The organism is Kribbella sandramycini, assembly GCF_013131805.1.
GTDB classification, from domain to species: domain Bacteria; phylum Actinomycetota; class Actinomycetes; order Propionibacteriales; family Kribbellaceae; genus Kribbella; species Kribbella sandramycini.
On record NZ_JABJRC010000002.1, the window covers coordinates 1,288,299 to 1,309,274 of the forward strand.

Below are 20,976 nucleotides of genomic sequence, written 5' to 3' on the forward strand. Positions count from 1 at the left end.
GCGCATTGGAATCCAGCCCCGAACGCTACCTGAGACCTGCGCCTAGCTGTCTACAGGTTCCAGAATGGCCACGCACTCGATGTGATGCGTCATCCCGAACAGATCGAACGCCCGCAGCGACGCGACCCCGTAGCCCAGCCGCCCGAACGTCTTCAGATCCCGCGCCAGCGCAGCCGGGTCGCACGCCACGTACGCCACCCTCCGTGGCGACAGCGCTGCGATCCGTCGTACGACGTCCTTGCCCGCACCGGTCCGCGGCGGATCCAGTACGACGAGGTCAACCTGCTCCAGCCCCTGACCGGCCGCTGCGTTCAGCACGCGGTCCACATCACCCTGTTCCAGCGTCACCGCCGGCAGATCGTGCAGGTTGCGGCGCGCATTCTTCACTGCGTCCTTGTCACCCTCGACAGCGAGCACAGCACACCCCGCCTCGGCCAGGAACGCCGCAAACAACCCCACACCCGAGTAGAGATCCAGAGCCGACTCCCCCGCCACCGGCTCCAGCCCGCTGAGCACGGCGTCCACCAGCGTCTCCGGTGCGGCCGGGTGGGCCTGCCAGAAGCCCGCAGCCTCGACCCGGAACCGCCTGTTCCGTACGACCTCGACAACGCGCCCACCCGGCTCCTTGTCGGTCAGTACGGCGGTCTTCCCCTCAGACGAGACCACAGCGCGTACGTACGACGCCTCCGGCCACCTCTCCCCCAGAACATCCGGCGTCCCCGGGTGGGCGATCAGGCACTTGTCGACCGCGATGAGCTCGTGAGATCGGTGTGCGTACATTCCGGGCCGTCCGTCCACGACGGCGTACCGGGTGCGGGTCCGCCAGCCCAGCCCCTCGTCGCCGGGCGACTCCATCACCACGGTCCGTTCGATCCCGCCGATGCGGCGCAGCGTGTCCGAAACGACGGTCGACTTCAGCCGGCGCTGCTCGACGATGTTGGCGTGCTGGAAGTCGCAGCCCCCGCACAGCCCCGGCCCGGCGTGCGGGCAGGGCGGCTCGATCCGCTGCGGCGACGGTGTCAGCACCTGGACGGCGTCCGCCCGCAGGTACTTCGTGGTCTGCTCGGTGACCCGGGCGTGCACCAGCTCACCGGGCAGCGCGTGCCGAACGAACACGACCTGGCCCTCGTGCCGGGCGACGCAGTGGCCGCCGTGGGCCACCGGGCCGACTTCGAGCTCTACTACCGTCCCGACGATGTTGTCGCCTGTCACCGATCTCCTGATGTCTTACGGGGCCCCCGGCGTATCTGCCCGGCCACTCGATCCTCGCGATCCTGCCGCTCCTCAGCCGCCTGGGACGAGATCAGCTGGTACGGAACGGACGTAACCATCACACCAGGTGTGAACAAGAGCCGCCCCTTCAGCCGCAGCGCGGACTGGTTGTGCAGCAGGTGCTCCCACCAGTGACCGACGACGTACTCGGGGATGTAGACCGTCACCACATCCCGCGGCGACTGCCGCCGGATGTCCCGCACGTACTGCAGGATCGGCCGCGTGATCTCCCGGTACGGCGACGCCAGCCGCTTCAGCGGGATCGGAATGCCCAGCCGCTCCCAGTCGGCCTGCAGCGCGTCCGACTCGTCGCGGTCGACGTCGACCGTCACTGCCTCCAGCGTGTACGGCCGGGCCGCCTTCGCGAAGGCCAGCGCGCGCAGGGTCGGCCGGTGCAGCTTCGAGACCAGCACGATCGAGTGCACCCGCGACGGCAGCATCAGCGTCTCGTCACCCTCGACCGCGGTCTGCTTGCGCACGGTCTCGTAGTGCCGCCGGATGCCCTTCATCAGCAGGAACAGCGCGGCCATCGCGATGATCGCGATATAGGCGCCGAGCAGGAACTTCGTGATCAGCACGATGATCAGCACGATGCCGGTCAGCGTCAGCCCGACCGCGTTGATCACCCGCGAGCGCACCATCCGCGCGCGGGCCGCCGGGTCCTGCTCGTCGCGCAGCAGCCGCGTCCAGTGCCGGACCATGCCGGTCTGGCTGACCGTGAACGAGACGAACACGCCGACGATGTACAGCTGGATCAGCTTGGTCACCTCGGCGTCGAAGGCAACGATCAGCACGATCGCGAAGCCGGCCAGGATGATGATGCCGTTGCTGAACGCGAGCCGATCGCCGCGGGTGTGCAGCTGACGCGGCAGGTAGCCGTCCCGGGCGAGGATCGACCCGAGCACCGGGAAGCCGTTGAACGCGGTGTTCGCGGCCAGCACCAAGATGATGCCGGTGGCCGCGGCGACCAGGTAGAAACCCGGCGAGAAGTGGTCGAAGATCCCCTTCGCCAGCTGCCCGATCACCGGGTCCTGGTGAAAGTCCGCCCCGACCGGGACGCCGTCGCGGGACAGCTGGTGCGCCGGGTCCTCGACGAAGCGCACCTTCATCACGTTCGCCAGCGTGACGACGCTGATCACCATCAGGATCGAGATCGACCCGAGCAGCGCCAGCGTGGTCGCGGCGTTCTTGCTCTTCGGCTTCTTGAACGCCGGTACGCCGTTGCTGATCGCCTCGACCCCGGTCAGCGCTGCGCACCCGGAGGAGAACGCCCGCAGGATCAGGAAGGCCATCGCGAGCCCGCTGGCGCCCTGGGCGAACTGGTCCTCGGCGGCGATGTCGAAACTCGCGCTGGACGCCTCCGGCAACTCGCCGAACAGCATCCGCCCGAAACCCCAGGCCGCCATCCCGAGGATGGTGAACATGAAGATGTACGTCGGGATCGCGAACGCGGCCCCGGATTCGCGGACCCCGCGCAGGTTCATCGTGGTCAGGAACAGGATCGCGATCACCGCGACCGTCACCTGATGCCCTTCCAGCGCCGGGATCGCGGACGCGGCGTACTGCGCGGCCGACGAGATCGACACCGCGACGGTGAGCACGTAGTCGACCAGCAGCGCGCTGGCCACGGTCAGGCCGGCGGTCGGGCCGAGGTTGGTGTTCGCGACCTCGTAGTCACCGCCGCCGGAGGGATAGGCGTGCACGTTCTGCCGGTAGGACAGCACCACCACGACCAGGACGACGGCGACCGCCAGCGAGATCTTCCAGGAGATCGTCAGCGCCGCCAGACCGGCGATCGACAGCGTCAGGAAGATCTCGTCCGGGGCGTACGCGACCGACGACAGAGCGTCACTGGCGAACACGGGCAGTGCGATGCGCTTGGGAAGCAGCGTCTCGCCCAGCTGGGTGCTGCGCAGTTTGCGACCGAGCAGCAGCCGTTTGCCGATGTCGCCGAGAGCGGGAGTCACACCGAGGATGTTAGAGCTACAAAGGTCGGGGGCGGCATTCCCGTGCCGTAGCGAGCATGTGCTCGGTGCGGTGCAACGGTGCGCGGGGGCGGAGGGTTCGATGCGGAGCATCGTGCCCTTTGCACCCGTGCGGCGAGGTGCCGTGCCGAGTGCAGCGCAGTAGGCAGGGGAGTGTCGGCCCCGGCCTCAGGTCTCCTGTAGCGTCTATCCCTGCCAACCCGACAAAGCGGCCCCTCCGGGGCAGGGAGTGATCAGCGAGTGCACGTCGTCATCATGGGGTGCGGACGCGTCGGGTCGACGCTGGCGAGAACCCTCGAGAAACGCGGCCACACGGTCGCGATCATCGACCAGTCCGCCGACTCGTTCCGCCGTCTGAGCCCGAACTTCACCGGCCGCACGGTCACCGGGATGGGTTTCGACCGCGAGGTGCTGATCGACGCCGGGATCGAGCGCGCCGAGGCGTTCGCCGCCGTCTCGAACGGCGACAACTCCAACATCCTGGCCGCGCGTGTCGCCCGGGAGAACTTCGGGATCGGCAACGTCGTCGCCCGGATCTACGACCCGGGCCGCGCCGAGGTCTACCAGCGGCTCGGCATCCCCACGGTCGGCACGGTCAAGTGGACGGTCGACCAGATGATGCGCCGGCTGCTGCCCGAGGGCTCGGAGCCGGAGTGGCGCGATCCGTCCGGCACGGTCCGGCTCGCCGAGGTGCACGTGAACTCGCAGTGGGTCGGCCGGCTCGCCTTCGACATCGAGAAGGCGACCGGGGCCCGGGTCGCGTTCCTGACCCGGCTCGGCGAGGGCGTGCTGCCCAGGGCCGACACGGTCATCCAGGAGGGTGACCTGGTGCATGTCGTGATGCTGGAGCGGGACGCCGCCAAGATCGAGTCCCAGCTCGGCGCCAAGCCTGAGGAGCTGTGATGCGGGTAGCCATCGCCGGTGCGGGTCAGGTCGGCCGCTCGATCGCGGCCGAGCTGCTGGACAACGGTCACGAGGTGCTGCTGATCGACAAGGACCCGCGGGCGATCAAGGCCGAGTCGGTGCCGCGCGCCGAGTGGCTGCTGGCCGACGCCTGCGAGCTGTCCTCGCTGGAGGAGGCGGCCCTGCAGCGCTGCCAGGTGGCGATCGCGAGCACCGGTGACGACAAGGTCAACCTGGTCGTCTCGCTGCTGGCCAAGACCGAGTTCGGCGTTCCGCGGACCGTTGCCCGGGTCAACCACCCGCGCAACGAGTGGATGTTCAACGAGGCCTGGGGTGTGGACGTCTCGGTGTCGACGCCGCGGATCATGTCCGCCCTGGTCGAGGAGGCCGTCTCGGTCGGCGACCTGGTCCGGCTGTTCACCTTCCGCCAGGGCGACGCGAACCTGGTCGAGCTCACCCTGCCCGAGGACTCCCCGATGGTCGGCCAGCGGGTCGGCGACATCGACTGGCCGCTGGACACCGCGCTGGTCGTCATCCTGCGCGAAGGCCGGGTGCTGCGCCCGGACGCCGAGGGCACGCTCGAGATGAACGACGAGCTGCTGTTCGTCGCGGCCGACGAGACCGAGGAGCAGCTCGAGGACATGCTGTCCCCGCACCACCACCGGCGGAACAACAGCTGACACCGGATGGGCGGGGCCTTGGCGCCCCCGCCCTTTCAGTCGGTCTTCGCGGCCGGCGCTTCGGTCTTCTGCTCGTCCCGGACCTCGTCCTGGACCTTGTCCTGGACCGGCGGCGGGGTCGGCTGGGTGCCCTTGAGCATGTGGGTGAAGTTCTCCTTGACCTCTTCCCACTTGTCCGGGGAGAGCGAGCTGCGGAGCACGATGTACCCGACCCAGACGGTCAACCCGTAGAACGGCAGGCCGAGCGCGACCTTGGCGACGCCGAGCGCGCTGACATTGTCGGCCAGGTAGAGCGGGACCATGATCGCCAGCCGGACGCCGATCTGGGCGGTGAGCAGCAGCGTCACCCGGTTCAGCGCCCGGTAGAGCTCCGGGTCGCGCCGCCAGGCCAGCCAGGTCTGCGTGACCGCGCCGTACAACAGGCCGATCAGCGGGTACCGGGTGACGATCGTGAGCGCGTAGAGGACGAACCAGCCGCAGTTCATCAGGATGCCGGGCAGGAAGACGTCCTCGGCCTGACCCGTCCGGCTGGCGACGAACGCGGACAGGCCGACGCCGAAGACGCCGCCGATCACGTTCGCGATCGGCTGTTTCCGGATCAGCCGGACCAGACCGACCAGGCCCGCCGTCGAGAGCGCGATGATCAGCGACAGCTTCAGGTCGTGGTCGGTGACCGCATAGGCGACCGTGAAGGCGATCCAGGGCAGGCCGATATCGGCCAGGGTGCCGAGCCAGCCGAGGACCTGCTTCGAGTTGGTCTTCTTCGGCTGTTCCGTCCGCTCAGCCATGGGCGGCCGTCGGACGCAGCTCGTACCGCGGGTTGAACATCACCCGGTCGCCGTCGACGACGCCGATCCGGCCCGAGGCCGTCAGCTCCGATCCCGGGTGGATCCCCGCGATCTTGCGCCGTCCGAGCCAGACCAGCTTCACCGTTCCGGTGCCGTCGTACAACTCACCCTCCAGTGCCGGTACGCCGCCGCGCGGGCTGAACGTGATCGTCCGCAACGTGCCGTACAGCGTGACGACCTCACGGTCGCGACAACCGGTGATGGACCGCGCGCCGCAGTCCTGCGCGTAGTCGCGGAGGACCTCGGCATCCTGCTGATCCCGGTCCCCGGCCAGTCCCCGGAAGGCCCGCCGGAACAGGCCGGCGGGTTTGTCGCTACCCATGTGATCGAGTGTAGTCCGTCAGCCCTCTTCGGGCTCGATCGGTTCCGAGCCCGGCGGCAGCGTCAGCGGCAGCGACTCGCGGACCGCCATCGGCTCCGTGCCGCGGACGACGACGACCTTGCGCAGCGTCTCCTCCAGCGGCGGCGCGGCCTCCGCGTCGACGGCGGCGCGGCCGAGCACGGTCGCCCGGAGCAGCCAGCGCGGCCCGTCCACGCCGATCACCCGCGAGGTCTGGCTGTAGATCTTGCCGTCCGGGTCCTCGACCGGGACGACGAGCACCAGCTCGGTGCCGAACGGCCCCTCGGCCTCGGTGGCCGAGCCGCCCATCCGGTTCGCCTCGTCGGCGATCTCCTGGCGGACCTCGTCCCAGATCCCGCTCTTCTTCGGCGCCGCGAAGGCGCGCAGCTCCAGCGCGGACTCCTCGAGCACCAGCAGGATCGCCTGGACGGCGCCGCTCTGCTCGTCGACCTGCAGCCGCAGCTCCATCCCCGGCAGCCCGGTGATGTTCAGCGCGCCCAGGTCGATCCGGTCGTCCGCCTCCAGCAGCTCGGGCTCCACCTCGGTGGAGTCGAACGGCCCGCCGGCGACGTCCGCCGCCCCCGCGTCGGCATCGGTCTCGACGTCCGTCTCGGCGCCGAAGAATCCCGGCTCTTCCTCGTTCTTGGCCTTGCGGCGGAAGATCACAGCCCTTGCCTACTTCCTGTCTCGTTTCGTACGGCCGCCGTAGTCTCGCGCATCGGCGGTGTCATAGGGCGGACCTGATCAGCGTGTCACACCGGCGAAGCCGCCGGTCGAGCCGTACCCGCCTTCGCCGCGCGCGGAGCCCGGCAATGTGGCCACCTCGACGAACTTCGCCTTCTCCACCTGCTGGATCAGCAGCTGCGCGATCCGGTCGCCGCGTTTCAGCGTCACCTCGGCATGCGGGTCCAGGTTGATCAGGCAGACCTTGATCTCGCCGCGGTACCCGGCGTCCACGGTGCCCGGGGCGTTCACGATCGAGACGCCGTGTTTGGCCGCCAGACCGGACCGCGGGTGGATCAGGGCGACGTACCCGTCCTGGAGCGCGATTGCGATCCCGGTGCCGACCAGGCCGCGTTCGCCGGGCTTCAGGGTGATGTCGGAGACCGCCACCAGGTCCGCGCCGGCGTCGCCGGGATGCGCGTACGACGGGAGCGGCAGGTCGGGGTCGAGTCGCTGAATGAGAACCTCGGTCACGAGAGGCGACCCTACCGACGCGTTCCGGCGGGCCGCATGCCAGGCTGGTCCTGTGGGTGTCTACCGCGAACGTCTGACCGTGCCGGTGTCCTGGTGGATCGTCTCGGCCGCAGCCGTCATCACGCTCTTCGTCATCACCGTCGTCCCGGCCGGACTGCTCGCCGGCGCGGTCGTCGGCGGCCTGTCGCTGGTGCTGCTGCTGGTCTGGCTGCTCCGGTACGGCGGCGCCCAGGTCGAGGTGGACGCCGACCGGCTCCGCGCGGGCCGGGCGGCCATCGAGCTCACCCACGTCGGCGCCGCCGAACCTCTGACCGGCGACGACGCCCGCAACGCGTTCGGCCGGGACTGCGACCCGAAGGCCTACCTCCTCCTCCGCAGCTACGCCCGCGGCGCCGTCCGGGTCGCGATCACCGACCCGCGCGACCCAGCGCCGTACTGGGTGATCGCCACCCGACACCCGGACCGCTTGGCAGCGGCTCTGAGCGGGCACAGCGTGGGAAGATCCTGACTGTCAGGAGTCGTTAGGAGGGTTTGCTGTGGTCGGAGCGAAGCTCGGCTGGAAGCTGGTCCAGGCCGCGTTCACCGTGGTGCTGGGGCTGGCCGCGAGCAAGGCGGTCAGCACCGCCTGGAAGGTCGGCTCCGGCGGGAAGCCGCCGAAGAACGGCCAGGGCGGCTACGTCGAAGTCGTCGCCTGGGCCGCCGCCAGCGGTGCGGCCGCCGCGGTCGCGAAGCTGTTCGCGGAGCGCCAGGCGGCGTCGTACTACCTGAAGTCGACCGGTCACCCGCCGCCCGGCTGGGAGCAGAACGGCGAGTCCGCGCTGGTCAAGAAGATCGACTAGAGGACATGACAACGGGACCGATCCCCGGAGGGGGACGGTCCCGTGCTGTCAAGGCGAAGTAGGGCGGCTGTGTGTCAGGCTGCGCAGTCGCGGCAGATCAACTGCCCGTTCTTCGTCTCCGCGAGCTGGCTGCGGTGGTGAACCAGGAAGCAGCTCGAACAGGTGAACTCGTCGGCCTGGCGCGGGAGCACCCGCACCGCCAGCTCTTCGTGGCTGAGGTCGGCGCCGGGCAGCTCGAAGCTTTCCGCGGCCTCCGCCTCGTCCTCGTCGACCTTGCCGGAGTTCTTGTCGTGACGGCGAGTCTTCAGCTCCTCGATCGACTCTTCGGAAGCGTCCTCGTCCGTTTTGCGCGGGGCGTCGTAATCAGTCGCCATGGTGTTTCCCTGCCCTCTTCGTACCCGTGGTGTTGCCTTGCTGAGCCCTTGAACGGGTAACACGGCCGAGAAATTCCGCGCCCGGACAGCGCGCCGAACTTTCGTCCCCCGAAACCCTTGACAGCCAGGCCGGGACCGGCAACTACCGCTCCCGAGGACGGGATTGTGCCCTATAAACGCCGTTCATGCACGATTCGGTCCATGCTGCGACCCGCGTGTCGGCAGAAATGTCAGGAGTGAACATCAAAATGCGCATTACTGCTCAGTTCGTGCAGTAATGCGCATTCACGCCCGGAGCGGGTCCGCGGCGGCCAGCAGGTCGTGGAACGCGGCGAAGACCCCCGGCGCGGCCGCGATCGACATCTCCGGCGACACCGGAGCGCCGTGCAGACCGCCGATCGTCGCCCCGGCCTCGGCCGCGATCAGCGCGCCGGCGCCGTAGTCCCACGGGTTCAGGCCGCGCTCGTAGACGGCGTCCAGCCGGCCGCAGGCGACGTAGCAGAGGTCGATCGCGCCGACCCCGATCCGGCGGATGTCGCGGATCTCGGCGATCAGGTGCTGGACGACCTCGGCCTGCACCTTGCGCCGGACCGGGTCGTACCCGAAGCCGGTGCCGACCAGAGCCTTGGACAGCTCGGCGCAGTCGGACGCCTGGATCGGCCGCCCGTCCAGGTAGGCCCCGCCGCCCAGGGTTGCGGTGAACACCTCGCCCTTCGGCGCGTCCACGACCACGCCGGCCACCGTCGTCCCGTCCACCTCGACGGCGATCGAGACGGCGTACGTCGGGTGGTCGTAGAGGTAGTTCACGGTGCCGTCGATCGGGTCGACCACCCAGCGCACGCCGCTGGTGCCGAGCACATCGTCGCCCTCCTCGCCGAGGAACGAGTCGTCCGGCCGGGCGGCCAGCACGCGCGCGCGGATGAGCTCCTCGGACTCGCGGTCGACCGCGGTGACGATGTCGGTGACCGTGCTCTTGGTGTCGGCGACGGTGATCCTGCCGCGGCGGCGCTCGACGATCAGCCGGGCGGCCTCCTCCGCGACGTCGACAGCCAGCTTGAGGAGGTCCTGAGGGTTGGTCATGCGGACACCTTCGGGTTGGCAGCGGGTCGGCGCAGGGCCGGGCAGCAGTCGTGGCGGCAGTCGTCCCAGGCCGGGCCGAGCTTGCCGACGCAGGGCCGCGCGGGCTGCTCGCCACGCTCGGCGGCGGCCCGCTCGACGACCAGGTCGCGCAGCATGGCCACGAAGGTCTCGTCCGTGCCCGGAGTGGCGGCCCGGGCCATCGGCAGGCCGAGCTTCTCGGCGGTCTTGGCCGCCTCGGTGTCGAGGTCGTAGATGACCTCCATGTGGTCGCTGACGAACCCGATCGGGACGACGGCGACGCCCGGCGCGCCCGCAGCCGCCAGCGCCTCCAGGTGGTCGTTCACGTCCGGCTCCAGCCACGGCATCTGCGGTGGGCCGGAGCGGGAACAGTAGACCAGGTCGGAGCGGCGGGTCTGCCCGGTCCGGCGCTCCAGCTCGGCGTCGATCTCGGCGGCGACGTCCAGGTGCCAGTCGACGTAGCCGTCGCCGTCCGGGCCGCTGGTGTCGTTCATCGCGTTCGGGATCGAGTGCGTCACGTAGGCGACCGCGCTGCCCTCCGGCAGCGTGCTGAGCGCGTCTGCGGTCGCCTCCACGAACGAGCGGACGAAGCCCGGGTGGTTCGCGTAGTGGCGCAGCTTGTCCAGCCGGGGTGCACCGGGGATCTGCGCGGCGGCGTCCTCCAGGTTCTCCCGGTACTGCCGGCAGCCGGAGTACGACGGGTAGGCGGCTGTGACGACCACCACGGCGCGCTGGACGCCGTCCGCGGTCATCTCGCGCAGCGTGTCGGTCAGGTACGGCGCCCAGTTGCGGTTGCCCCAGTAGATGGGCAGGTCGAGGCCGATATCGGCGAACGACACCCGCAGCGCCTGCAGAAGGGCGCGGTTCTGGTCGTTGATCGGGCTCTTGCCGCCGAACAGGTAGTAGTGCTCGCCGACCTCCTTCAGCCGCTCGTCCGGGATCCCGCGACCGCGGGTCACGTTCTGGAGGAAGGGCAGCACGTCCTCGGGCTTCTCGGGTCCCCCGAAGGACAGGAGCAGGACGGCGTCGTACGGCGAAGGATCAGGCACACCCACTGGCATGTTTCCAGTTTGTCAGCCGGGTGGTGACGACGGTGCGCGGGGTGACGGAGTGCGATGTCAGGACTTAGTACGCGAGCGGTTAAGGTGCAACTGACATGCTCAAGCCTTACGCACACCTGATGCGCCGCCCCGGCGCGGGGGCCTTCTTCAGCGCCGGCATCCTCGGGCGGATGCCGATCTCGATGGTCGGCCTCGGCATCGTCATCCTGATCGCCCGCGAGAGCGGCTCGTACGGTCTGGCCGGCGCGGTCTCCGGGGTGGCAGTGATCGCCGGTGCGTTGACCGGGCCGGTGCAGGGCCGGTTGGTCGACCGATTCGGGCAGCGGACGCTGTTGCTCGTGGGGTCGCTGATCTGCACGGTCGGCCTGGCCGCGCTGCTGGTCGCCGTCCGCGCGGACGCACCGACCTGGACGCTCTACGCGCTCGCCTTCATCACCGGTGGCACCCGCCCGCAGGTCGGCTCGTTCGTCCGGGCCCGCTGGAACCACCTGCTCGGCCGCGGCCGCGCGCTGCAGACGGCGTTCGCGCTGGAGGCGGTCGGCGATGAGGTGGTCTTCATCGTCGGCCCGGTGCTCGTCACGCTGCTGGCAACCGCAGTGAGCCCGTACGCCGGGCTGGCGGTGGCCGGTGTGCTCGGATTGGTCGGTGGGCTCTGGCTGGCGCTGCTGCGCGCGTCCGACCCGCCTGGGCGCGGTAAAGCGAACGGCAAGGAGCAGGCACCGATGCCGTGGGCATCGATCCTGCTGCTGTCCATCATCGGTCTGGGGCTCGGTGCGACGCTGGGCGGCGCTGAGGTGATCACGGTCGCCTTCACGACGCTCAAGGGTCAGGAGAGCATGTCCGGCGTCGTACTGGCGGTCTGGGCGTTCGGCAGCCTGCTGGCCGGGCTCTGGTACGGCTCAGTGCACTGGCGGGCTCCGGTCGAACGCCGCTTGCTGATCGGGACCATCCTGCTGGCGATCACGCTGGCGCCGCTCCCCTTCGTCGACAGCGTCGTACTGCTCGGTGTGGTGCTCTTCGGCTGCGGCATGACGATTGCGCCGACCATGGTCGCCGTCACCGCATGTGTTGAGGAATGGGTTCCGCCGGAGCGCCTGACCGAAGCGATCACCTGGACCGTCACCGGCATCCTCCTCGGCGTTGCGCCCGGAAACGCCGCCGCTGGGCATGCAGTCGACCTCTGGGGGCCGTCCGAGGCCTACTGGGTACCTGTGGGCGTCGGCATCGCCTGTGCGTTCGTAGCCCTCGCTGCGACCGCGTTCGCCCGGCCGCGGACGATGTTCGCGCACAACTAGGCAGTACGCGGGAGGGGCGCGTTCCAGCCCCGGCGGATGGCCAGCAGCCGGATCACGAAGCAGGTGGCGACGGCGACGTACGGAACCCACAAGGCGTGGTAGTCGAGGGCTGAGGCGACCACGACGATGCCTGCGCCGAGGAAAGCTGGAGTGGCGTAGATCTCGCGCCGCAGGACGACGGGGACGCGGCCGCTGAGCAGGTCGCGGATGACGCCGCCGCCGATCCCGGAGATCGTGCCGAGCAGCGCCGCGGACAGTGGCGACAAGCCGTAGTCGATCGCCTTCAGTGCGCCGGTCACGCAGAACAGCCCGAGCCCGGCCGCGTCGAAGATGTTCACCAGCCGCTCGAGCCGCTCGATCCCCGGGTGCAGAAAGAACGTCAGCAACCCGGCCGCCACCGGCACCACCAGATATCGCCAGTCCTGCAGCGCGGTCGGCGGCGTCGCCCCGATCAGCACGTCCCGGATGAACCCGCCGCCGAGTCCGGTCACCAGCGCCAGCACCTGAATTCCGAACACGTCCAGCTGCTTCCGCACACCCACCAGCGCCCCGGTGATCCCGAACACGAAGATCCCGATCAAATCCAGCACGTGCAGAGCCACCCCCGAACCGTAAACCACGAGCCCTCCCCACCCCGGGACGTCTACTCTTCGTGGACATGAGCGGTCCACCCCACGTCGACTACCGAGCCACCTCCACCCGCCCCTCCTGGCCCGACCTCCCCACCGCCCTCCACGAAGCCCTGATCCTTGCCCTAGGCACCGAAATCGTCGCGGTCGCCCCCTCCGTCCGCTCCGGCTTCACCGGCGGTTTCGCAGCCCCCGCCCAGCTCGCCGACAACCGCCGCGCCTTCATCAAGGCCGCCCCCGCCCACCTCCACGCCCACACCGCCTACCAACGCGAAGCCGAAGTAGTCCCCCACCTCCCGGCCACCGCCAACGCCCCACGCATCATCACGAGCACCCACGCCGGCGACTGGTTCGCTGTGGTTTCGGAGTTTGTGGAGGGGCGGATGCCGGGGGCGCCTTGGACGGCTGCGGACTTCGCGGTGGTGACCGCACGGTGTGAGGCGATGGCCGAGGCGTTCGCGGTGAGCCCACTGGACGGGCTGACGAGCTTCTTGAGTGATGTGGGTGATGTGCTGGAGGTGCCGGGGCAGATCGCGCGCGGGGAGCGGGAGCTGCCGACGCGGTTGCAGCCGTGGGTGCCGAGCATCCTCCCGGAGCTGGCAGAGCTGGCCGCCCCGGCGACCGAACTGCTGGCGGCGACGACAGCGGCGCACGGCGACCTGCGGCCGGACAACCTGCTGATCGACCAAGCCGGCGCGTGCTGGACGGTCGACTGGAACTGGCTGGCGCTCGGCCCGCGGTGGATCGACTGGGTGGGCCTACTACCGATGGCGCAGCACCACGGCATCGACACAGCCACCGCAGTACGCCGCAGCCCGCTCACTGCCGACGTACCGGCCGAGGAGCTCGACTGCTTCGCCGCAGTGGTCGCGGCGTACATGCTGAAGTACCCCAACCTGCCTCCCCCGCCAGGCACGACAGCCGCCCTCCGCGAGCACCAGCGGTTCGCAGCATGGACATTCCTGGACTGGCTGGCGGTACGACGTGGATGGACGACCTAACGTAGAGGTATGACAAAGGCGCCCACGAGCAGGTTCAAGGTCGAGGTGCTCGACGGGGAGCGGACGTCGCGCCGCGAGGATGTCGTCGTGACCGAGGAGCCGCTCGAGCTTCGGCTGGAGTGGCCAGGGCGCCCGCCCGAGCCGCTCGTGGTGACGATGCGGACGCCGGGGTCGGACTTCGAGCTGGCGGCCGGCTTCTGCCTCGGCGAGGGGTTCGCCGTCCGCCCCGGCGCCATCCGGACCGTTGCCTACTGCACCGATCAGAGGCTGACCCGCGAGCAACAGTTCAACACCGTGACCGTCACCTTCGACGGCCCGCCCGATCGGGAGCCGCCCCAGCGGTACGGCGTCACGTCGGCCGCCTGCGGCGTCTGCGGTCAGCAGAGCCTCGACGAGCTCGCCGACCGCGACTACGCCCCGGTCGACCCGGTCGAGGTCTCCGTGGACGTCGTCCGGCGGTTGCCCGACCTCCTTCGCGAGGCGCAGCCCACCTTCGGCAAGACCGGCGGTCTGCATGCGGCCGGACTGTTCACCGCCGACGGCCGCAAGGTCGTCGTGAAGGAGGACGTCGGCCGGCACAACGCGGTCGACAAGGTCGTCGGCTGGACGGTCCTGAACCAGCAGTCCCGCAAGGGGCTCGTGCTCGCGGTCAGCGGCCGCGCCGGGTACGAGATCATCCAGAAGGCGGTGGCCGCCGGGATCGGCATGATCGTCGCGGTCGGCGCGCCGTCCAGTCTGGCGGTCGATCTGGCCCGCCGGTTCGACATCACGCTGGCCGGCTTCGCCCGCGGCGACCGCTGCGTCGTCTACAGCAAGCCGGAGCGGATTATCCGTCCAGCTTGATGAACGTCGCCTTCGGGACGTACTCGTAGCGGTCCGGCATACAGGTCAGGATGATGATCTGCCCGTGGTCGCCGGCCCGGCCGAGCAGCGCGCCCATGTCGCGCAGCCGAGCCTTGTCCGACCAGCCGAGCGCGTCGTCGAAGATCACCGGCACGCTCCCGTCGCCGGTACTGACCAGATGGCTGATCGCGAGCCGGGTGATGATGGCCAGCTGCTCCTGAGCGCCGGTCGACAACGCCTCGACCGGCAGCCGGACGCCGTCCAGCTCGCGTTCGGCGACGGCCAGGTCGTCGTCCAGCCGGACGCGGAACGAGGGCCCGTAGACACCGCGTCCGAGCGCCTCGATCCGGCTCTGCAGCGGTTCGGAGTACTTCGTCTGCGCCTCGGCCCGGTGCCGCCCGAGCGTCTCGTAGACGCGCCGTGCCGCCTCGGCCCGGCGCTGCAGCCGCTCATGCTCGGCCCGGACGGCGGCCAGCTCCAGATCGGCCAGATCCCGGCGAGTCGCAAGACCGTCCCGGCCGGACTGCTCCAGGCGGCCCTCCGTCGTGCGCAGTGCGTCCCGCAGACCGTCCCGCTCGCTCTGCAACCGGCCGGCGACCGCCAACGCGTCAGCCAGCTCGCCTGCCACCTGATCGGCCCCAGCGGCGTCCACCTGCGCTTGTACGCCGGTCAGCTCAGCCAGCACCGCTTCAACCTCTGCAGTCGCCTCAGACTCGGCCGACGAGACCGCATCATCGTCCAGCAGCCCTCGCGCCGTTTCCAGCGTTTCCAGCGCCGCAGCAAGCCGCTCACCGGCCAGCTCGGCCCGAGCTCGCGCCTGCTGCGCCTCGGACCGGTCCTCCTCAGCGGCCTTCCGCGACTGCGCGACCGCGAACTCTGCGTCCGTCAGCATCCGCTCGACCGCAGCGAGCTCAGCACGGGCCTGATCGAGCAGCCGCTGCGCACCGGCCAGATCGCCCTGCTCCGGCTCCGGAACCTCGAAATCGTCGAACAGCGTGTCCAGCGGGGAGGCGAACTCCTCGAACAGCGACATCTGCCCCGGCACGCCTTCGACCGCAGCCGGCTTCCCGCCCGATTCTTCGGTCTCCTCCGGGTCGCCGAGCCGCGCGGTCAGCACCGCGATCCGCTCGCCCGGGTCGCCGTTGGCCGTCAGCGACCGCTCGGTACGCCGAGCCTCGTGCAACTCCGCCGTCGCTGTGTCGGCCTTGCGCAGCAGCTCCCGCGCGGCCGCAACGTCCTTCACCCCAGCCTTCTTCAGCAGCTCCTTCTCGACCCGGACAGCGTCGTCCACCCGGGACCGGAGCGTCGCCGCCTCACCCCCGGCCCGCACAACCACCTCAACCTGGCCCGGTACGCCGACAACCAGCTCACCGGACACCAGCAGCTCAGCAGTCTCGTCGAACCCCAGCTCGGCCGGCACCCGCCCGTCGACACCACTCGCCGACAGCTCAACCGGCTCCGCGCCCAGCCGTCGTACGACGACCTCCGGGACGCCGACCGCCAGCGCAGCCCGCGCCTCGACCACGGCGGCCCGCGCATCCTCCAGAGCGGCGACGGTCGCGTCGTCGACCTTGATGCGGTCCAGAATCGTGCCGGCCGCGGCGATCCGGGCCCGGACGTCGGCCAGCTCGGTCTGCTGATCGAGCAGCCGCTCCAGCTCGGCCCGGTCCACCAGCTCGCTCACTCGGCGCTCGGCGTCCTGGACATCGGAACGGCGGAGGTCCTTCAGCTCGATCACGTCAGCCAGCGCAGCCTCGGCGGCTTGGACGGTCTCGGCGGCAGCCTTGGCGACGACGTCCGCATCGGCACGTCGCTCGGTCAGCTCGGCGTCCGTCTTGGTGAACCGCTCGACCTCGTCCAGGAGCCGCTCGCGCTCGACGCGCGTCCGGGTGTGGTTCTCCAGCCGGGCGCGTGCGGTCTCGGCCCGCGAGCGCACCGAATCCCGCCGGAGGAGGATCTCGTCGGTCGCCTGCTTGCGCTCGCGCACCTCTTCGACAGCGGTCAGCTGGTCGCTCAGCCGGCTGTCGACATCGGCCAGGTCCAGGGTGAGCCGTTCGGCGCGGCGGATGTCCTGCTGGACCTCCTCCATCGCCTTCAACGCCTGCGCGGCCGTCAGCTCGGCTGCGGTCACAGTCTTCTCGGAGCGGGCAAAGTCACCGGTTGCGCGGCCGCCGCGCGTCCAGTACCGCAGGTACTCGTGCTCGACGGCGCTGACCAGCGGCATCGAGGCGCCGTCGACCGGCGTCCCGGACTCCGCTGTCACTGCAGTGATCAGCGGCTCGGCGTCCGCAGGGGTCGGCAGCACGAGCGACTGGCCCTGGCTGACCATCAGCGTCTGCCAGAGCACCGGGTCGACGTGTTCGTGGAAGAGGCGCTCGGCCTCGTTGTGCGCTTCGCGACCCGTCCACGACGTCCGGCGTCCGTCGGACTCGACGACGGTCAGCTCGGTGGAGCGGTTCTTCAGCCAGCGCTTGGTGTAGATCAGCTCGCGGCCGCCCAGCGTGAGCTCGGCGGTCACCTCGGGCGCGACATCCTGGCCGACCGGCTGGATGTCGCGGATGCGCGTGGACTTCGAGTCGTCGGGCAGGTCGAAGATCAGCCCGAACGCCTCGACCAGACTGGACTTGCCGACCTCGTTGTCGCCCACGACGACGGTGGTGCCGATCGACGGCAGGCGAACGGTACGTTCCGCGACGCCACGGAAGTTCCGCAGCGTCAGCGCATGCAGCCTCATCCCGCGTCCCGCGCCAATCGGTGCATCAGCGACAGCGCGGCCCCAGCGGCCTCGTCACCACCGGCCAGCGCCTGACGCAGCTCCTCCATCGCAGCCCGGGCCGGGCCGCTCAACTGCAGCGCATCCAGGTCAGCTGCATCCGGCGCGGGGCGCACGGTCCAGAACTTCGTCCAGCGCTCGACACTGGCGAAGACCTCGCCCTGTGCGTCGATCAGCGCATCGAGGCGGCTCAGCAGCGGCAGCGGCAGTGAGCCGTCACCTGCGAGCCGCACGTACGTACGCTCCTTGTCGGGCAGCTCGGCGAACCAGTCTTCGAGGGCGGTCAGCGACTCCTCGTCGTACAGCTCGACCTTGTGATCGACCATGTGCCACGCGCCGACGCGGACCGGCTCGACGGTGATACCGGAGCCGATGGTCACCTTCAGCACATTGCCCGGGTCGGTCTCCTCCGGTGTGGTGACCTCCTGCGTACCGGAGAACCAGATGCGGTCCGTCACGCGCGTCGTCGAGTGGCGGTCGCCCAGGCCGACGTAGTGGACGCGGCCGTCGGTCACCGCGGCCTCCAGGGCCGTTTGATCGATCGTCGGGACGTCGGACATCCCACCGCTCAGGCTGGTCAGCTGACCATGCACGAGCAGGATGCGCGTCGTCCCGGCGGGAGCCGGCTGCAGATCGGCGTACCCCGGCGCGGCCGGGTCGGACAGCGGCCGCCGCGACCGCCAGGGGGCGCCCACGATCTCTACACCCGGCACGACCTCGAACGGCGCCGTATCGGTCACTACGGTCACATGCGCCGGCGCATGCGCCTGCCACTGGCTCGACGTCCACAGCGAACCCGGCTCGAGCGCATCGTGGTTGCCCGGCAGCAGCACCACCGGAACGGGGATGCGCTTCAGCGCTTCACACGCCCGCAGGATCGTCTGCCGCTCGACCTGGTTGTGCTCGAAGACGTCCCCGGTGACGACCACGAACGCGGCGTTCGATTCGGTCGCGACCGCACCGATCCGCGCGACAGCGTCCAGCCGGCCTTGCCCCCACCGGGCCTGACCGTCCGGCCCCAGGAACCGGCGCATCATCCCCAGCTGCCAGTCCGAACTGTGCAGAAACGTGATCGAGTCTTCCATTGCGCTGAGAACGCTAACCCGGAGCACCGAAAATGACCCAACCCAACACACCTGAACACCCCGACCGACCACACTCCGGACGCCCGGAATGCAGTGGTGACCGGACGCCGCCCGATGGCACCCTTCAGCTGTGGAGACCGAGCGCCTGCGCCTACGCCAGTTCACCTCCGGCGACGTCGACCTGCTGGTCGCCCTCGACGCCGATGTGGAGGTGATGCGTTACCTGACTGGTCAGCCGACACCGCGCGCCGAGATCGCGGACGTCGTCCTCCCGGCGATCCTGCGGGTGTACGCCGACCGCCCCGGCCTCGGCACGTTCGCGGCCGAGCAGAAGTCGGACGGCGCGTTCATCGGCTGGTTCGGCCTGCAACCGACGTCCGATCCGGCGGCCGTCGACCTCGGGTACCGGTTCAACCGCGCGGCCTGGGGCAAGGGCTACGCCGTCGAAGGCGCCCGGGCCCTCATCGACCACGCCTTCGCCGACCTCGGCGTCGAGCGCGTCGTCGCCGACACGATGGCCGTCAACCACCGCTCCCGCCAGGTCATGCGCCGCAGCGGCCTGCGCTTCGTCCGGCTGTGGCACGAGCACTTCGACGACCCGCTGCCCGGCACCGAGTTCGGCGAGGTCGAGTACGCCCTCGACCGCGCCACCTGGGAAGCTGGTCAACGTGCCTGACGACCACCCGCAGTACGCCGTCCTCGACATCGACGCCACGCTCTCCGACACCAGCCGGCGCGTGCACTACCTGGAGCGCAAACCCAAGGACTGGGCGTCCTTCTTCGCCGACTCCAAGAACGACGCCGTCCTCGACGAGGGCCTCGCCGTCGCCACCACCCTGGCCGCCGGCCACGAGATCGTCTACCTCACCGGCCGCCCCGAACACCTCCGCCGCGACACCCTCCAATGGCTCGCCGCCAACGGCTTCCCCGACGGAACCCTCTACATGCGCCGCAACACCGATCGCCGCCCCGGCGCCCAGGTCAAACTCGACCGCCTCGCCCGCCTCACCGAAGTCAAACCCGTCGCCGTCCTCGTCGACGACGACCTCAAAGTCTGCGCCGCCGCCGAAAAAGCCGGCTACACCGTCCTGCGAGCCGACTGGGGCCTCGACCCCGAAACCCAACCCACCCTCTTCGAAGCCCAAGAAAAAGAAGGCCGCACCTAGCCGAAAGTCACCGCACAGGTGTCCACCGCATGACAGTCCCGCAGCTGATCGTTCGCGTGGAACATCAACGCCCCCACGCCGACCAGCACCACGATGGACAAACCGTAGTGCGCAACCGCCGTCCGGCGTCCGCCGCGCAACCGGCGCCGCACATCCCAAGAGACCACCACCGCACCAGCCAGCAACACGATCGTGACCGCTGCGCCCACGAGCCCCCTGCCGCTCGCCGGTTCCCGCAGCGTCGCGACGAACAACACCGGGTACGCAACCAGCCCACCGAGCACAGCCAGCGCCAGATACCCCAACCCCACGACCTTGGTTTCACTCACAAACCTCTTCGACGCACCAGCCGCCCGACCGGTTGGCCTCGTCACCGCTTAGGCTCGTTCCGAATGGAGGCTTCTCATGACGAACGGCATGTGGGCCGGGAGGCAGCTCGTCCTGCCCGGTCGGCTGGGCACGCGCTGACACGGTAGGTACGTGTCTCGCGTGCTGCTGAGGTACGCAGTACGGCGAAATCAGCTGGAGCACCGCGGTGTTCCGGTCCTGCCGTGTCGCAGAAGGCCAGCTGCCACTGCGACCCTGCGAGGTGTCATGAACCCCCACGAAACTCAACGCCGCATCATCGTCACCGGCCTGCCCGGCTCCGGAAGATCCACGTTCGCCCACGGTTCGGTCGTTGCCGAGAAGGGACACGACCGTGGAAGTCGCTGAAGCACGACGGGCGACGGCCGCGGCGGTGTCGACGGCAACGGAACTCGGCTTGCACGTCGACGAGGCGATCGTGCTCAGCGATTCCAACCGGCTCGTTGTTCGGCTGCTGCCGTGTGACACCGTCGCCCGAGTAACGCCGCTGACCCACTTCGCGAGCGCGGCACAGGAAGTCGAGCTCGTCCGCCTGCTCGCGCGGACGGACAGCCCGGTCGCCCCACTCGAACCCCGGGTCGAAGCATGCGTCTTCGGCCATGAAGGCTTCCAGGTGACGATGTGGGCCTACTCCGCGCCTGCGCCGTCCCAGGTGCTCCCACCGGCCGAGTACGCCCGGACGCTCGCCCACCTCCACGCCGGCCTGCGCCAGATCAACCTCACGACACCCCACTTCATGGACCGGGTGACCGCGACGCAACGCGATGCCGCAAGCCACGACGTCACCCCCGACCTAGCTCCCGCGGACCGGAGCCTCCTCACCAACGCACTCCACGATCTGGGCCGCTCGATCCTCGACCGCGGCCGCCCCGACCAGCTCCTGCACGGCGAACCCCACCCCATGAACCTGCTGACCACGACCAACGGCCCGCTCTTCATCGACTTCGAGAACACCGCCCGCGGCCCCGTCGAATACGACCTGGCCTGGATCCCCGACCAGGTCAGCCGCCACTACCCCAACAGCGACCCGGCCGTGCTCGACCACTGCCGAGGGCTCGTCCTCGCGATCGTCGCGACACACCGCTGGAGCCGCGACGACCACCACCCCAGCGGCCGAACCTCCGGCCACGCCTTCCTCCACGCCCTCCGCACCGGCCCACCCTGGCCAACCCTCGACACCATCACCTGGTGAACCGACCGGAGTGCGTCACCCAGCTGGGT

The 20,976-nt window shown here is 69.8% G+C and carries 23 protein-coding genes; 10 read left to right on the plus strand and 13 right to left on the minus strand.

What is annotated here, in order from left to right; all coding sequences use genetic code 11:
- Positions 1-42: 42 nt before the first annotated feature.
- Positions 43-1,212, minus strand: coding sequence for a TRAM domain-containing protein (locus HPO96_RS39615; RefSeq protein WP_171673658.1), 1,170 nt, complete (start codon positions 1,210-1,212; stop codon positions 43-45).
- The gene (locus HPO96_RS13310) at positions 1,209-3,239 is read right to left on the minus strand and encodes an APC family permease (protein WP_337796616.1); all 2,031 of its coding nucleotides are present in this window, start codon (positions 3,237-3,239) and stop codon (positions 1,209-1,211) included. Before HPO96_RS13310 ends, HPO96_RS39615 begins: the two co-directional genes overlap by 4 nt.
- A gap of 258 nt (positions 3,240-3,497) precedes the next feature.
- On the opposite strand from HPO96_RS13310, the gene HPO96_RS13315 reads away from it, so the two are divergent.
- Together HPO96_RS13315 and HPO96_RS13320 are read left to right on the plus strand one after the other, a co-directional pair.
- The gene (locus HPO96_RS13315; protein WP_171673660.1) at positions 3,498-4,160 is read left to right on the plus strand and encodes an NAD-binding protein; all 663 of its coding nucleotides are present in this window, start codon (positions 3,498-3,500) and stop codon (positions 4,158-4,160) included.
- Complete coding sequence (locus HPO96_RS13320; RefSeq protein ID WP_171673661.1) at positions 4,160-4,840, plus strand: potassium channel family protein; 681 nt, start codon at positions 4,160-4,162, stop codon at positions 4,838-4,840. Before HPO96_RS13315 ends, HPO96_RS13320 begins: the two co-directional genes overlap by 1 nt.
- 35 nt (positions 4,841-4,875) lie before the next feature.
- On the opposite strand, the gene HPO96_RS13325 is transcribed toward HPO96_RS13320, so the two are convergent.
- The 4 genes from HPO96_RS13325 to dut form a co-directional block, all read right to left on the minus strand.
- Positions 4,876-5,628: a DUF3159 domain-containing protein gene (locus HPO96_RS13325; RefSeq protein WP_171673662.1), complete on the minus strand. Its 753-nt coding sequence runs from the start codon at positions 5,626-5,628 to the stop codon at positions 4,876-4,878.
- Complete coding sequence (locus HPO96_RS13330) at positions 5,621-6,010, minus strand: OB-fold nucleic acid binding domain-containing protein (RefSeq protein WP_171673663.1); 390 nt, start codon at positions 6,008-6,010, stop codon at positions 5,621-5,623. Before HPO96_RS13330 ends, HPO96_RS13325 begins: the two co-directional genes overlap by 8 nt.
- Before the next feature lie 18 nt (positions 6,011-6,028).
- A complete protein-coding gene (locus HPO96_RS13335) occupies positions 6,029-6,694 on the minus strand; it encodes a DUF3710 domain-containing protein (RefSeq protein WP_171673664.1) in 666 nt (221 codons plus the stop codon).
- Between the two features lie 78 nt (positions 6,695-6,772).
- Positions 6,773-7,225 carry a dUTP diphosphatase gene (gene dut / locus HPO96_RS13340; protein ID WP_171673665.1) on the minus strand — a complete coding sequence of 151 codons (453 nt, stop codon included), beginning with the start codon at positions 7,223-7,225 and terminating at the stop codon, positions 6,773-6,775.
- Between the two features lie 52 nt (positions 7,226-7,277).
- On the opposite strand from dut, the gene HPO96_RS13345 reads away from it, so the two are divergent.
- Both HPO96_RS13345 and HPO96_RS13350 read left to right on the plus strand, forming a co-directional pair.
- Complete coding sequence (locus tag HPO96_RS13345; protein WP_337796617.1) at positions 7,278-7,733, plus strand: DUF3093 domain-containing protein; 456 nt, start codon at positions 7,278-7,280, stop codon at positions 7,731-7,733.
- Positions 7,734-7,761: 28 nt separating this feature from the next.
- Positions 7,762-8,064, plus strand: coding sequence for a DUF4235 domain-containing protein (locus HPO96_RS13350; protein ID WP_171673667.1), 303 nt, complete (start codon positions 7,762-7,764; stop codon positions 8,062-8,064).
- A gap of 74 nt (positions 8,065-8,138) precedes the next feature.
- Here HPO96_RS13350 and HPO96_RS13355 read toward each other — a convergent pair whose 3' ends face one another.
- From HPO96_RS13355 to HPO96_RS13365, 3 genes are all read right to left on the minus strand, one after another.
- Positions 8,139-8,438, minus strand: coding sequence for a DUF4193 domain-containing protein (locus tag HPO96_RS13355; protein WP_130379292.1), 300 nt, complete (start codon positions 8,436-8,438; stop codon positions 8,139-8,141).
- 285 nt (positions 8,439-8,723) lie between these two features.
- The gene (locus tag HPO96_RS13360) at positions 8,724-9,518 is read right to left on the minus strand and encodes an inositol monophosphatase family protein (protein WP_171673668.1); all 795 of its coding nucleotides are present in this window, start codon (positions 9,516-9,518) and stop codon (positions 8,724-8,726) included.
- The gene (locus tag HPO96_RS13365; protein WP_171673669.1) at positions 9,515-10,597 is read right to left on the minus strand and encodes a ferrochelatase; all 1,083 of its coding nucleotides are present in this window, start codon (positions 10,595-10,597) and stop codon (positions 9,515-9,517) included. Before HPO96_RS13365 ends, HPO96_RS13360 begins: the two co-directional genes overlap by 4 nt.
- A gap of 95 nt (positions 10,598-10,692) precedes the next feature.
- Here HPO96_RS13365 and HPO96_RS13370 point away from each other — a divergent pair, with 95 nt between their 5' ends.
- Positions 10,693-11,892, plus strand: a complete 1,200-nt coding sequence (locus HPO96_RS13370; RefSeq protein WP_171673670.1) for an MFS transporter — start codon at positions 10,693-10,695, stop codon at positions 11,890-11,892.
- On the opposite strand, the gene HPO96_RS13375 is transcribed toward HPO96_RS13370, so the two are convergent.
- Positions 11,889-12,494, minus strand: coding sequence for a TRIC cation channel family protein (locus HPO96_RS13375; protein ID WP_171673671.1), 606 nt, complete (start codon positions 12,492-12,494; stop codon positions 11,889-11,891). The two genes, HPO96_RS13370 and HPO96_RS13375, sit on opposite strands and share 4 nt — an antisense overlap.
- Before the next feature lie 56 nt (positions 12,495-12,550).
- Here HPO96_RS13375 and HPO96_RS13380 point away from each other — a divergent pair, with 56 nt between their 5' ends.
- Entirely contained in the window at positions 12,551-13,522 is a 972-nt protein-coding gene (locus HPO96_RS13380) for a phosphotransferase (RefSeq protein ID WP_171673672.1), read from the plus strand.
- Between the two features lie 9 nt (positions 13,523-13,531).
- The gene (gene fdhD / locus HPO96_RS13385) at positions 13,532-14,365 is read left to right on the plus strand and encodes a formate dehydrogenase accessory sulfurtransferase FdhD (RefSeq protein ID WP_171673673.1); all 834 of its coding nucleotides are present in this window, start codon (positions 13,532-13,534) and stop codon (positions 14,363-14,365) included.
- On the opposite strand, the gene HPO96_RS13390 is transcribed toward fdhD, so the two are convergent.
- Together HPO96_RS13390 and HPO96_RS13395 are read right to left on the minus strand one after the other, a co-directional pair.
- Positions 14,349-17,099: an AAA family ATPase gene (locus HPO96_RS13390; protein WP_171673674.1), complete on the minus strand. Its 2,751-nt coding sequence runs from the start codon at positions 17,097-17,099 to the stop codon at positions 14,349-14,351. The genes fdhD and HPO96_RS13390 overlap by 17 nt on opposite strands.
- Positions 17,096-18,223, minus strand: coding sequence for a metallophosphoesterase family protein (locus HPO96_RS13395; RefSeq protein WP_171673675.1), 1,128 nt, complete (start codon positions 18,221-18,223; stop codon positions 17,096-17,098). The genes HPO96_RS13390 and HPO96_RS13395 overlap by 4 nt, the downstream gene beginning before the upstream one ends.
- A gap of 130 nt (positions 18,224-18,353) precedes the next feature.
- Here HPO96_RS13395 and HPO96_RS13400 point away from each other — a divergent pair, with 130 nt between their 5' ends.
- Positions 18,354-18,899: a GNAT family N-acetyltransferase gene (locus tag HPO96_RS13400; RefSeq protein ID WP_171673676.1), complete on the plus strand. Its 546-nt coding sequence runs from the start codon at positions 18,354-18,356 to the stop codon at positions 18,897-18,899.
- Complete coding sequence (locus HPO96_RS13405) at positions 18,892-19,389, plus strand: phosphatase domain-containing protein (RefSeq protein WP_171673677.1); 498 nt, start codon at positions 18,892-18,894, stop codon at positions 19,387-19,389. The genes HPO96_RS13400 and HPO96_RS13405 overlap by 8 nt, the downstream gene beginning before the upstream one ends.
- On the opposite strand, the gene HPO96_RS13410 is transcribed toward HPO96_RS13405, so the two are convergent.
- Positions 19,386-19,718 (minus strand): hypothetical protein, encoded by a 333-nt coding sequence (locus HPO96_RS13410; protein ID WP_171673678.1) that lies wholly within the window; start codon positions 19,716-19,718, stop codon positions 19,386-19,388. The two genes, HPO96_RS13405 and HPO96_RS13410, sit on opposite strands and share 4 nt — an antisense overlap.
- Positions 19,719-20,089: 371 nt before the next feature.
- Between HPO96_RS13410 and HPO96_RS13415 the strand changes: the two genes are divergently transcribed.
- A complete protein-coding gene (locus tag HPO96_RS13415) occupies positions 20,090-20,947 on the plus strand; it encodes a phosphotransferase (protein ID WP_171673679.1) in 858 nt (285 codons plus the stop codon).
- The last annotated feature ends 29 nt before the right edge of the window (positions 20,948-20,976 follow it).

What these genes read in the sequence shown, in the direction of transcription:
- HPO96_RS13320 (WP_171673661.1), top strand. Translation starts at nt 4,160, where the DNA reads ATGCGGGTAGCCATCGCCGGTGCGGGTCAGGTCGGCCGCTCGATCGCG.
- HPO96_RS13325 (WP_171673662.1), bottom strand. Translation starts at nt 5,628, where the DNA reads ATGGCTGAGCGGACGGAACAGCCGAAGAAGACCAACTCGAAGCAGGTC.
- HPO96_RS13330 (WP_171673663.1), bottom strand. Translation starts at nt 6,010, where the DNA reads ATGGGTAGCGACAAACCCGCCGGCCTGTTCCGGCGGGCCTTCCGGGGA.
- HPO96_RS13355 (WP_130379292.1), bottom strand. Translation starts at nt 8,438, where the DNA reads ATGGCGACTGATTACGACGCCCCGCGCAAAACGGACGAGGACGCTTCC.
- HPO96_RS13360 (WP_171673668.1), bottom strand. Translation starts at nt 9,518, where the DNA reads ATGACCAACCCTCAGGACCTCCTCAAGCTGGCTGTCGACGTCGCGGAG.
- HPO96_RS13365 (WP_171673669.1), bottom strand. Translation starts at nt 10,597, where the DNA reads ATGCCAGTGGGTGTGCCTGATCCTTCGCCGTACGACGCCGTCCTGCTC.
- HPO96_RS13370 (WP_171673670.1), top strand. Translation starts at nt 10,693, where the DNA reads ATGCTCAAGCCTTACGCACACCTGATGCGCCGCCCCGGCGCGGGGGCC.
- HPO96_RS13380 (WP_171673672.1), top strand. Translation starts at nt 12,551, where the DNA reads ATGAGCGGTCCACCCCACGTCGACTACCGAGCCACCTCCACCCGCCCC.
- fdhD (WP_171673673.1), top strand. Translation starts at nt 13,532, where the DNA reads ATGACAAAGGCGCCCACGAGCAGGTTCAAGGTCGAGGTGCTCGACGGG.
- HPO96_RS13390 (WP_171673674.1), bottom strand. Translation starts at nt 17,099, where the DNA reads ATGAGGCTGCATGCGCTGACGCTGCGGAACTTCCGTGGCGTCGCGGAA.
- HPO96_RS13395 (WP_171673675.1), bottom strand. Translation starts at nt 18,223, where the DNA reads ATGGAAGACTCGATCACGTTTCTGCACAGTTCGGACTGGCAGCTGGGG.